Source organism: Psychromicrobium xiongbiense (assembly GCF_030271165.1).
Lineage (GTDB): Bacteria > Actinomycetota > Actinomycetes > Actinomycetales > Micrococcaceae > Renibacterium > Renibacterium xiongbiense.
Genome location: NZ_JASSZH010000052.1, coordinates 1 through 12,052 on the forward strand (window position 1 = coordinate 1; position 12,052 = coordinate 12,052).

The following is a 12,052-nucleotide window of genomic DNA, read 5'->3' on the forward strand; positions in this document are numbered from 1 at the left end:
CTGGAAAACCGCTGGAAAACAGCATGATCTCGACACTCGGCGAAGGGTAGGAGGAGGGCTAACGGGTCGGGACCAACGCGGGCGGGGCGGAAGAAGGTTACTTCTGGGCCCAGAGGTTGATATCCGACTCGACCGCGAACTCGTCGATGGCAGTGAGTTCCTCCTGGCTGAATCCGAGGTTGTCGATGGCTCCCAGCGAGTCCTCCAGCTGCTTGACACTCGAGGCCCCGATCAGCGCTGAGGTGACCGGCGAACCCTTGGGCTGCTCGCGCAGAATCCAGGCGATGGCCATCTGAGCCAGAGTCTGACCACGCTGAGCAGCGATGGCGTTGAGCCCCCGGACCCGCGCCATCTTCTCCTCGGTGAGCGCCGACTCGCTCAGGAAGTGGTTCCGGGCCGCCCGGGAATCCGCCGGAATCCCGGCAAGATAGCGGTCGGTGAGCATGCCCTGGGCCAGCGGAGAGAAGGCGATGCTTCCGGCACCGACCTCATCGAGCGCCTCATAGAGATTCGGCGTGCCATTCTCCGTCCAGCGGTTGAGCAGCGAATAGCTCGGCTGGTGGATCAGCAGCGGGGTGCCAAGTTCCTTGAGAATCCGGGCGGCCTCCAGGGTCTGCTCCGGCGTGTAAGAGGAAATGCCCGCATACAGGGCCTTGCCGGAGCGGACGGCGTGGTCCAGAGCCCCCATGGTCTCCTCGAGCGGGGTCTCCGGGTCCGGACGGTGGCTGTAGAAGATGTCGACGTACTCCAGGCCCATCCGGCTCAGCGAGGCATCCAGGCTGGAGAGCAGGTACTTCCGGGATCCCCACTCACCGTAGGGGCCGTCCCACATGTGGTACCCGGCCTTAGTGGAGATCACCAGCTCATCGCGGTAGGGGCGGAAATCATCACGGAGATGACGGCCGAAATTGGCCTCTGCTGACCCTGCGGGCGGACCGTAGTTATTGGCCAGATCGAAGTGGGTGACGCCCAGGTCAAAAGCACGGCGCAGGATGGCGCGCTGGACCTCGAAGGGCTTGTCATCACCGAAGTTGTGCCACAGGCCCAGCGATACCGCGGGAAGTTTCAGGCCGCTGCGGCCCACCCGGCGGTACGGCATCTGGTCATAACGGGATTCAGCAGGAATGTAGGTCATGCGCTCATCGTCTCACGACAGGCCTCCTCCAGACCTCCCGGTGGGACCGCTCAGGACATACTCAGGACAATTCGTCGAGCTTGTCCCAGAACGCCGTCCGGAGAGCCTGTTTGACCGAGAGTCGGCTGGTGCTCAGCTCCCCCATCCGGGCGGCACAGTCCTTGAGCAGACTCCGATCGATATCCGGCTGAATCTGTGGCCGCTCCCCCATCAGCTGCTCCAGCTCGGCCTGAGTGATGCTGGAATAGACGGCCGCCGCCACCCGGGAACCGACCTCCTGCGCCACCAGATACAGAGATTCCTGGCTGTGCTCGGAACTGTAGACCAGGGAGGCCCCGGGTTCGCTGGCGAGATAGGGGCGCAATGACGTGGGCCGGGGAACCGGAGGCATCGAGCCAGTGGTCACCGGTGCGCCGCCTGGATGAGTCCCCGAAGATGCGCCCGGCCCGGGCTTCGGGCCTCCGGATGGACTTCCGACCGCTGGTGCCGCGGCCGCAGCCTCCGTGCCGGAACCCTCCAGACTGGCCCCCTCCGCACCCGTTCTCTCCGAGGGAGCCACCTTCCGCCCGGAAAACGTCGCCTCCAGAAGTTCATCCGGCAGCACCAGAATTTCGTCCGCCTGCAGTGCCAGATGCTCCGCGGCTGAGAGCAGCCCAAAGCGGTTGGCGTCGGTGGAAATCCCCACCAGCACGGCCTTGAGCCCCAGATCCTGGGCCTCCTCTAGCGCCTCAGCCAGATCGTCGTCACCCGAGAGTACATAGGCTGTGGTAGCCGCGCGGTTCCGGGCGATGCCCACCAGGTCCAGGGCGAGCTTCATGTCCACGCCCTTCTGCTCGCCGCTGAAGGAGATCCGGCCCAGTCGGACCTTCACCCCGGGCAACAGGCCCAGGCGCTTGTGATCCTCAGTGAAAAGCGCGTCCTTGGAGGCGTCGTACCAGTACGTGCGCAACATCGGCAGGCCGCTGTGCTCCGCCACCGCGGCCTGGATGCCCTCCACCAGGCGCTGAAAATCCACGGTCGCCGCCGACCGCAGTGAACTGCCAAGAACCCGCTGTCCGCCGGCCGCCAACAGGAACCCCGCATCGACAAAAATGACAGTCTGTTCGCTCATCAGAGAGCACCCTTCGCGACAGTATCCTTCGGAGCCTCAGTGACAGGAGCCTCAGTGACAAGAGCCTCAGTGACAAGAGCCTCGCGACCAGGGGCTTCAGGGGCTTCAGACGCAGAAGCCTCCCGGGCAGACAGCGAGGCGCTCACCGAATGATCGGGCTGCTCCGGCTTTTCCAGATGGGCACGGAGAATCAGCAGCGACCTGGCCGTGGCGGTCAGACCGGCCCCGGCCAGCACCTCGGTGCTCGCACCATGGATGCCCCCGGTATCGATCACCACATCCCAGCCCCCCGCATACTCGGCGGGCGGCACCGTGAAGGTCACCTCGTCATCGTGAGCGTTGAAGTAGAGCAGGAAGTCGGTGTCGGTGATCCGGTGGCCGCGTTCGTCGACGCCGGCGATGGCCTGGCCGTTGAGGAACACGCCGATGGTGCGGCCGAAGCCGTTCCCCCAGTCCTCAGCCGTCATCGGCGTCCCGTCCAGATCCAGCCAGACGATGTCGGGCAGACCGTCCTCGGGCCCACGCGGGTGGGTGCGCGGGTCGGCGGGCTTGCCGTCGAAGAACCGCGAGCGCCGGAAGGTGGGATGGTCGCGCCGCAGAGCACTCAGCGCCGCGGTGAACTCAATCAGCGGCGTGTCCGCCTGATCCCAGTGCACCCAGGTCAGCTCAGAGTCCTGACAGTAGGCATTGTTGTTGCCGTGCTGGGTACGGCCCAGCTCATCGCCGTGGGCCAGCATCGGCACCCCCTGCGAAAGCAGCATGGTGGCAATGAAATTGCGTTGCTGCCGGGCGCGCAGAGCCAGAATTGCGGCATCCTCGGTGGACCCTTCCACGCCGCAGTTCCAGGACCGGTTATGGCTCTCGCCATCCTTATTGTCCTCGCCATTGGCCTCATTGTGCTTCTCGTTATAGGAGACCAGATCCGCCAGGGTGAAGCCGTCATGCGCGGTGACGAAGTTGATCGAGGCGACGGGCCGACGGCCGGAATGCTCGTACAGGTCGGAGGAACCGGTCAGTCGGGACGCAAATTCGCCCAGGGTGGAGGGCTCACCCCGCCAGAAGTCCCGCACGGTGTCCCGGTATTTACCGTTCCATTCGGTCCACTGTGGCGGGAAGTTGCCCACCTGGTAGCCACCGGGACCGACGTCCCACGGCTCAGCAATGAGCTTGACCTGGGAGACCACCGGGTCCTGCTGGATGAGCTCGAAGAAGGTGGAGAGCTTGTCGACATCGTAGAACTCACGGGCCAGCGTGGAGGCCAGGTCGAAGCGGAACCCGTCCACGTGCATTTCGGTGACCCAGTAGCGCAGCGAATCCATCAGCAGTTGCAGGGCGTGCGGGTTGCGCACATTGAGCGAATTCCCGGTGCCGGTGTAGTCCATGTAGTACTGCGGATCGTCATCCACCAGGCGATAGTAGGCGGCGTTGTCGATACCACGGAAGCTCAGGGTGGGGCCCATCTGGTTGCCCTCGGCCGTGTGGTTGTAGACCACGTCCAGGATCACCTCGATGCCCGCCCGGTGCAGCGTGCGCACCATCGCCTTGAAATCCTGAACCTGCTGGCCGGCATCGCCCGCAGCGGAGTACGCATTGTGCGGGGCGAAGAAGCCGATGGTGTTGTAGCCCCAATAGTTGTGCAGGCCCTTGGCCAGCAGAGTGTCATCCTGCACAAACTGATGCACCGGCATGAGCTCAATGGCGGTGATGCCCAGCTTCTTCAGATGCGCGATCACCGCGGGGTGCGCCACCCCGGCGTAGGTTCCCTTCTGGTCCTCCGGAACCTCCGGATGCAGCTGAGTGAGGCCCTTGACGTGTGCCTCGTAGATCAGCGAACGGTGGTAGGGCGTGCGGGGCTTGCGGTCACCGTCCCAGTCGAAAAAGGGATTGACGACGACGCCGAGCATCATATGCGGCAACGAGTCCTGATGGTTGGGTTTGGACGGGTCCGCATGGTCGTAACTGAACAGCGCGTTATCCCAGTCGATCTCCCCGGAGACAGCCTTGGCGTAAGGGTCCAGCAGGAGCTTGTTCGGATTGCACCGCTGCCCAAGCGCCGGATTGTCCGGGCCTTCGACTCGATAGCCATATTTCTGCCCCGGCTGCACTTGCGGCAGATAACAGTGCCAGACGTAACCGTCCACCTCCCGTAGCGGGATGCGGGTCTCGGTCGGGATACCGTCGCTCTCCTCAATCAGGCAGAGGTATACCGCAGTGGCCACTTCGCTGAAGATCGCGAAATTAGTGCCCGTGCCATCAAAGCTCGCCCCCAGGGGGTACGCCGATCCAGGCCACACTTCCATTCGGTCCGCCCCCTTCCATCATGCTGCTGCTCCACGGTGGCCCGACCGGAATGGCCGGAGCACTTGCGCTTAGACTACCGGTCCGGCATTTCGCGCAGGGGTTCGTCTCAGCTGGCGAACGCCGCGGTCGCAAAGTTCCTCTCCACCAGCCAACCATCATGGCTGTGATCCTAGCCACGTGAAGAGCAAAAATCGTGAGATAATCGAGGTCGATAACTGAACAGCCGACGATCCGCAGCGGGAGAGTTCTGACCCCGTGTCAGACGCCGTAGGAGCAAACCCTTCCCGGGAATCTCTCAGGCCCCTGTACCGCAGCGATGAGGCAACTCTGGAAAGCAGCCCAGCAATGGGCTCACCGACGGTGCAGGCGATTCCCCGGAACTCGCGAAAACTCTCAGGTCCACGAACAGAGCGGGGAGGAACTCAGTCCGTGCCAACGCACCCACCTTTGGAGTTCCGATGCTCACGCCCCAGTTTGAACCCGCTTTTGTTGACCGCCACATTGGCGCCCGCCGGGAGGCCGACATCGCCCGGATGCTGAGCAGCGTCGGCTACGATTCCCTCGAAGCACTGGTGGATACCGCGGTGCCCGAGAGCATCCGCCAGCACACACCGCTGACCCTGCAGCCCGCGCTGAGCGAGGTGGAGGTGCTTGGCGCACTCCGCGCCCTCGCAGCGAAAAACACCACGGCCGTTCAGCTGATCGGACAGGGTTACTACGACACGGTCACGCCCCCGGTGATCCGCCGCAATATCCTCGAAGACCCCGCCTGGTACACCGCCTACACGCCGTACCAGCCGGAGATCTCGCAGGGCCGACTCGAGGCGCTGCTGAACTTCCAGACGATGGTGGAGGATCTCACGGCCCTGCCGATCGCCAACGCCTCGCTGCTCGACGAAGCGACCGCCGTCGCCGAAGCCGTCCTGCTCATGCGGCGGGCGAACAAGAAACACGACTCCGGCGTCATCGTGCTCGATGCCGACGTCCTGCCGCAGACCATCTCGATCGTGAAGGGCCGCGCGGAGGCTCTCGGCTTCGAGGTACTGGTCCGGGACCTCGAAGCCGAGGGGCTGCCTGCAGCGGATTCAGAGTATGGCGATCTCTGCGGCATCGTGCTGCAACAGCCCGGCGTCTCCGGCACCGTGCACGATCATGCAGCGCTGATCGCCGAGGCGAAGGATCGCGGTGCCATGGTCACCGTGGCCGCCGATCTGTTGGCCCTGACCCTGATCGTTCCGCCGGGAGAGTTGGGTGCTGACATTGCGGTCGGCTCCGCCCAGCGCTTTGGCGTCCCGCTGTTCTTCGGTGGGCCGCACGCCGCCTACATGGCTGTCCGCAAGGGCCTGGAGCGGTCGCTGCCCGGGCGTCTGGTGGGGGTCTCGAAGGACGATGCCGGCACCCCGGCCTACCGTCTGGCGCTGCAGACCCGCGAGCAGCACATCCGCAGGGAGAAAGCCACCTCGAATATCTGCACCGCGCAGGCCCTGCTGGCGATCGTGGCCAGCATGTACGCCGTCTACCACGGCCCGGACGGCCTGAAGTGGATCGCCCAGCGCACCCACCGCCACGCAGCCTCCCTTGCAGCCGCACTCCGGTCAGCGGGCCTCGAAGTGCCCACCCAGACCTTCTTCGACACCCTTACCGTGAAGGTGCCCGGCCGTGCCGCAGAGTTCCTGGCGGCAGCCGAAGCCCAAGGGCTCAACCTGCGCCCCATCGACGCCGACACCCTGGGCATCTCCTTCGACGAAACCACCACCACCGCCACCGTCGCCCAGGTAGCCGCTGTCTTCTGCGGGGACGAGATGGAGACATCCCGGTGCGGTGGGCGTAACGAAGTGGGGCAGGATGTCTCCATCTCGTCCCCGCAGAAGGGCTCCATCCCCGCCAACCTCCTGCGGACCTCGGACTACCTGACGCACCCCGTCTTCCACGCGCACCGCTCGGAAACCCAGATGCTGCGCTACCTGCGTAAGCTCTCGGACCGGGACCTGGCCCTGGACCGGACGATGATCCCGCTGGGCTCCTGCACCATGAAGCTCAATGCCACGGTGGAGATGGAGGCCATCTCGTGGCCGGAGTTCGCGGGCATCCACCCCTTCGCCCCGGAGTCTCAGACGGCGGGCTGGCGGGAACTGATCGAGGATCTGGAGGCGGAACTGGCCACGATCACCGGCTACGACCAGGTCTCGATCCAGCCCAATGCCGGTTCACAGGGCGAGCTGGCCGGCCTGCTCGCCATCCGTGGCTACCACCTCTCGCGCGGGGATGAGCAGCGCACCATCTGCCTGATTCCTGCCTCCGCCCACGGGACCAATGCGGCATCGGCCGTGCTGGCGGGAATGAAGGTCGTGGTCGTGGCGACCGCTCCGGACGGAACGATCGACCATGCGGATCTTCAGCAGAAGATCGATGCCCATGCGGAGCAACTGGCCGCGATCATGATCACCTACCCCTCCACCCATGGAGTGTTCGATGCCGACGTCCGCCAGGTCTGCGACGCCGTGCACGCGGCCGGTGGCCAGGTGTACATCGATGGCGCCAATCTGAACGCGCTGGTCGGGCTGGCTCAGCCGGGGCAGTTTGGCGGCGACGTCTCGCACCTGAATCTGCACAAGACCTTCTGCATCCCGCATGGTGGTGGTGGCCCCGGCGTCGGCCCGGTCGCAGCGAAGGCGCATCTGGCACCGTTCATGCCCTCCGATGCCAACAAATCAGCGCACGAGGCTGGTAAGGGCGTGGCGATCAGCGCCTCGAAATACGGCTCCGCCGGCGTCCTGCCGATCTCCTGGGCCTACGTGAAGCTGATGGGCGGCGAGGGCCTGACCCAGGCGACCCAGGCGGCGCTACTCGCCGCCAACTACATCGCCTCCCGGCTGAACGAGCACTTCCCGGTGCTCTACACCGGAGAGGGTGGTCTGGTGGCGCACGAGTGCATCCTGGACCTGCGCGAGCTGACGGCGCGGACCGGTGTCACGGCGGAGGATGTGGCCAAGCGTCTGATCGATTACGGTTTCCACGCCCCCACCCTGGCTTTCCCGGTGGCAGGAACGCTCATGGTGGAACCCACTGAGTCGGAGGATCTGGGTGAGATTGATCGTTTCATCGACGCCATGATCAGCATCCGGGCGGAAATCGAGCAGGTGGCGCAGGGCGATTTCACGGTGGAGAACAGCCCGCTGCGTCACGCTCCACACACCGCTGCCGCCGTGGTCAGCTCTGACTGGGACCGCGATTACTCCCGCGAGCAGGCCGCGTTCCCGGTCCCGAGCCTGCGGCAGGACAAGTACTTCCCACCGGTCGGGCGCATTGACGGTGCCGCCGGGGACCGCAATCTGGTCTGCTCCTGCCCTCCCATCGAATCCTTTGAGAACTAGGAGCCACGGATGACTCTGAAAGAAACTGCACTGCACGCCGAGCACGCCGCGCTGGGTGCGAGCTTCACCGACTTCGGTGGCTGGGATATGCCGCTGAAGTATTCTTCCGAGCTGGCCGAACACCATGCGGTCCGCCGGGCTGCGGGCCTCTTCGACCTCTCCCATATGGGCGAGATCTGGGTCCGTGGACCGCAGGCTGCCGCCTTCCTCGATTATGCGCTGGTGGGGAATCTGTCTGCGATCCCGGTGGGCAAGGCCAAGTATTCGCTGATCTGTACTCCTGAGGGCGGCATCATCGATGACCTGATCAGCTACCGGCGCCCGGCCACGGCGGAGGGCGACGAGGTGTATCTGGTGGTGCCGAATGCCGGTAACGCCGATGCCGTCTACGCCGAGTTCGTGGCCCGGGCCGCCGCCGGGGCCGAGGGTGGCTTTGACGTCGAGCTGCTGAACGCCTCGGCCAGCACCTCGCTGATCGCACTCCAGGGGCCGGAGGCGGAGCGGATTCTGCTCACCCTGGTGCCCGCTGAGCAGGCAGCGGACGTCCGTGAGCTCAAATATTATGCCGCCACCGAGGTGGAGGTCGCGGGGTTGCCCGTGCTGCTGGCTCGGACCGGGTACACCGGCGAGGACGGCTTTGAGCTGTACATCGACAATGCCCAGGCTCCGCAGCTCTGGAACGCCCTGCTGAACGCGGATGAGGCGGTCATCCCCTGCGGACTGGCCAGCCGGGACTCGTTGCGGCTGGAAGCGGCGATGCCGCTCTACGGCAATGAGCTGGGCCTGAACGGCAATCCCTTCGAGGCTGGACTGGGGCCGGTGGTCTCGCTGGCGCCCGCCAAGACCGCCAAAGAGGGCGATTTTGTGGGCAAAGCGGCTCTGGCACACATCAAGGCAGACCGGGCCGAGCATCCAGTCGGGACCCGGGTTCTGGTGGGCCTGCAGGGCCAGGGACGCCGTGCGGCCCGCAGCCATTACCCGGTGCTGGCTGCGGGTGAGCAGATCGGTGAAGTCACCTCCGGGCTGCCCAGCCCTACCCTCGGCTACCCTGTGGCGCTGGCCTATGTCAGCCAGGAATACTCGCAGCCCGGAACCGAGCTGCAGGTCGATCTGCGGGGCAAGACCGAGCCGTTCACGGTCGTGTCCCTGCCGTTTTACACCCGGTCCCGCTAACAGCCCTCAGGGAGCACTCATGGCCATCAGCGTCTTCGACCTCTTCACGGTCGGCATCGGCCCGTCCAGTTCACACACGGTGGGGCCGATGCGGGCGGCCGCCCTCTTTGCCGCGGAACTGCGCCAGCTCGGCCTGCTGGAACAGGTTGGTGGTCTGCGCGTGGACGTCTACGGCTCTCTGGCGGCCACCGGGCGCGGCCACGGCACCTTCACTGCGATTCTGTTGGGTCTGGAGGGGTACCAGCCGGACGAGATTCTGCCGGCCCAGGTGGAAGAAAGGCTCGCCGCGATAGACCAGAGCGGGCAGATTCTTCTGGGCGGCAGCCGGGCCCTGACGTATCGGGTGGAGGACATGATCCTGCACCCGCTGACGGTCCTGGAACGGCACACCAACGGGGTGCGATTCACGGTCTTCGGTACCGGCGGAACGACACAGGACCCTGTACTCCACGAAACCGTGCTCCACGAGGCGACCTTCTTCTCGGTAGGCGGCGGTTTTGTGGTGCGCGAGGGGCAGGAGGAGGCTGAACGGCAGGAGCTGGAGAGCTCCTCCGCGGAACTGCCCTATCCGTTCCGGACGGCTGCGAGCCTACTGCAGCATTGCGCGACGATCGGGGGTGGCTTCAGCTCCGTCATGCTGGCCAACGAACGCGTGCACCGCACCGAACAGGAGATCCGTCAGGGCCTGTTGCACATCCACGATGTCATGGAGGACTGCAAGAACTCCTCACTGCAGCGCGAGGGGCTGCTCCCCGGCGGCCTGAACGTGCGCCGTCGTGCTCCCGCCTGGCATGCCCGGTTGCGTGCCGAGGATCCAGACCGCGATCCCAAGTTCTGGCAAGAATGGGTCAACCTGGTCGCTCTGGCCGTCAATGAGGAAAACGCCTCGGGCGGGCGGGTTGTCACGGCGCCGACCAATGGTGCTGCTGGCATCATTCCGGCGGTGCTCTTCTATGCCACCCACTATGTAGATGGCGTTCGCAATGCGGAGCAGTCAACGGTCGATGACGCCGTGGTGCGGTTTCTGCTCGCGGCCGGGGCCGTCGGGGTGCTCTACAAGGAGCAGGCCTCCATCTCCGGCGCGGAGGTGGGCTGCCAGGGCGAGGTGGGCTCGGCATCGTCCATGGCGGCCGCCGGGCTGGCCGAGGTGATGGGCGGGACGCCGACTCAGGTGGAGAACGCGGCAGAGATCGCCATGGAGCACAACCTGGGCCTGACCTGCGATCCGATCGGTGGCCTGGTGCAGGTTCCGTGCATCGAGCGCAACGCCATCGCGGCGGCGAAGGCGATCAACGCGGCCAAGATGGCACTCTGGGGCGATGGCGATCACCGGGTATCCCTGGACGAGGTCATTGTCACCATGCGGGAGACCGGCCGGGATATGAGCTCCAAATACAAGGAAACCGCCATGGGTGGCCTGGCCATCAACACGGTCAACATCGTGGAGTGCTAGGACCGGGCGGCTGCGTTCAGACGCTTCGAGCGTCGTTCAAATCGAGGGTGTCAGATGGATTGTGTAGGGGTTCCGGTCCTCGTGTGATTGGAGAACACTTTGTCCATGATTGATTCCCATGAAGAGCTCGGTGCGGAACTCGCGGAAAAGGTTGCCGCGGCCGGGGACCTCGAGGCGCTGAAGGCCTCGGGTGCCTTTGATGAGCTGATGGAACAGATTGATGCTGGCCGGCTTCAGATCGATGGCAAGGACGGGTTCCTGAACCTGATGATCAAGGCGGTGCTTGAACGGGGCCTGCAGGCCGAACTGAGCGATCATCTGGGGTATGAAAAGGGTGATCCTGCTGCCCGGCTGCTACCGAACTCCAGGAACGGCAGCTACCCCAAAACGGTGGCCTCCACGGTCGGAGACGTTGGTCTTGCCATTCCGCGGGACCGGGCGGGCACTTTCACCCCGCAACTGGTTCCAAGAGGTTCACGGCGCACTGGCGGGCTCGATGACATGATCATCAGCCTTTATGCAGGTGGAATGACGATCCGGGACATCGAACACCACCTGGAATCGACGATCGGTACCGAGCTATCCCGCGAGACGATTTCCAAGATCACCGATGACGTCCTCGAAGAGGTCATGGCCTGGCAGTCCCGGCCGCTGGATCCGATCTACCCGATCCTGTATCTGGACGCGATCGTGGTGAAAATCCGGGACGGGCATCAGGTGAAGAACAAAGCCGCCCACATCGCGGTCGGCGTGGATCTTGACGGGGTCAAACGCGTGCTCGGGATCTGGATCCAGGCCTCCGAAGGGGCGAAGTTCTGGGCAGGGGTCTGCGCGGAGCTAGCCAACCGCGGTGTCAAAGACGTGTTGATCGCTTGCTGCGACGGGCTCACCGGATTCCCCGAGGCGATCCAGGCGACCTGGGCCAATACAACCGTGCAGACCTGTGTCGTGCACCTGGTCCGGGCCTCCATGCGCTTCATCGCTTACGGGGACAGGAAAAAGGTCGCGGCCTGCCTGCGGAACATCTACACCGCCCCGACCATCGAAGCGGCCCTGACGGCCCGGGAGGAATTCGCCGCCGGGGAATGGGGACAAAAGTACCCGGCAGCTCTCAAGACCTGGGAAAACGCCTGGGAACGGTTCATCCCCTTCCTGGCTTTCCCACCGGCGCTGCGGAAAGTCATCTACACGACCAACGCGATCGAGTCCCTGAACTACCAACTACGCAAGATCATCAAGAACCGGGGCCATTTCCCCAACGACCAGGCCGCAGTGAAACTGCTCTGGCTTGCCATCTGCAACATCGAAGACAAACGCGCCAAAGAACGCCAGAAAACCAGAACCACCGACAAGGAATCCTCCGGCAACCACCTCGTCGAAGGGGCAACCACCGCTGGCTGGATCCAGGCCCTGGGAGTCCTGAGCATCACCTACCCCGAACGACTCGAACCCTACCTCAACTAAAAATGACTCCCGACCCCACACACAAACAACTTGACAGGCTC

7 protein-coding genes and 1 riboswitch are annotated in these 12,052 nt (G+C 64.6%); of the genes, 4 read left to right on the forward strand and 3 right to left on the reverse strand.

Annotated elements, in window-relative coordinates; translation table 11 throughout:
* Nucleotides 1–97: 97 nt before the first annotated feature.
* The 3 genes from mgrA to glgX form a co-directional block, all read right to left on the reverse strand.
* Entirely contained in the window at nt 98–1,135 is a 1,038-nt protein-coding gene (gene mgrA, locus QQM37_RS14320) for an L-glyceraldehyde 3-phosphate reductase (protein ID WP_285728295.1), read from the reverse strand.
* A 61-nt stretch (nt 1,136–1,196) separates the two neighbouring features.
* On the reverse strand, nt 1,197–2,246 hold the full coding sequence (locus QQM37_RS14325) for an NYN domain-containing protein (protein ID WP_285728296.1): 1,050 nt from the start codon (nt 2,244–2,246) through the stop codon (nt 1,197–1,199).
* Nucleotides 2,246–4,546: a glycogen debranching protein GlgX gene (gene glgX, locus QQM37_RS14330; RefSeq protein ID WP_285728297.1), complete on the reverse strand. Its 2,301-nt coding sequence runs from the start codon at nt 4,544–4,546 to the stop codon at nt 2,246–2,248. The genes QQM37_RS14325 and glgX overlap by 1 nt, the downstream gene beginning before the upstream one ends.
* A 228-nt stretch (nt 4,547–4,774) precedes the next feature.
* Nucleotides 4,775–4,868, forward strand: a riboswitch (glycine riboswitch).
* A 137-nt stretch (nt 4,869–5,005) separates the two neighbouring features.
* On the opposite strand from glgX, the gene gcvP reads away from it, so the two are divergent.
* The 4 genes from gcvP to QQM37_RS14350 all read left to right on the forward strand — a co-directional run bounded on the left by gcvP (nt 5,006) and on the right by QQM37_RS14350 (nt 12,011).
* Entirely contained in the window at nt 5,006–7,921 is a 2,916-nt protein-coding gene (gene gcvP / locus QQM37_RS14335; protein ID WP_285728298.1) for an aminomethyl-transferring glycine dehydrogenase, read from the forward strand.
* Nucleotides 7,922–7,930: 9 nt separating this feature from the next.
* Nucleotides 7,931–9,094, forward strand: coding sequence for a glycine cleavage system aminomethyltransferase GcvT (gene gcvT, locus QQM37_RS14340; protein ID WP_285728299.1), 1,164 nt, complete (start codon nt 7,931–7,933; stop codon nt 9,092–9,094).
* A 19-nt stretch (nt 9,095–9,113) separates the two neighbouring features.
* Nucleotides 9,114–10,547, forward strand: coding sequence for an L-serine ammonia-lyase (locus tag QQM37_RS14345; RefSeq protein ID WP_285728300.1), 1,434 nt, complete (start codon nt 9,114–9,116; stop codon nt 10,545–10,547).
* A 105-nt stretch (nt 10,548–10,652) separates the two neighbouring features.
* Nucleotides 10,653–12,011 carry an IS256 family transposase gene (locus QQM37_RS14350; RefSeq protein ID WP_285728301.1) on the forward strand — a complete coding sequence of 453 codons (1,359 nt, stop codon included), beginning with the start codon at nt 10,653–10,655 and terminating at the stop codon, nt 12,009–12,011.
* Nucleotides 12,012–12,052 lie beyond the last annotated feature (41 nt).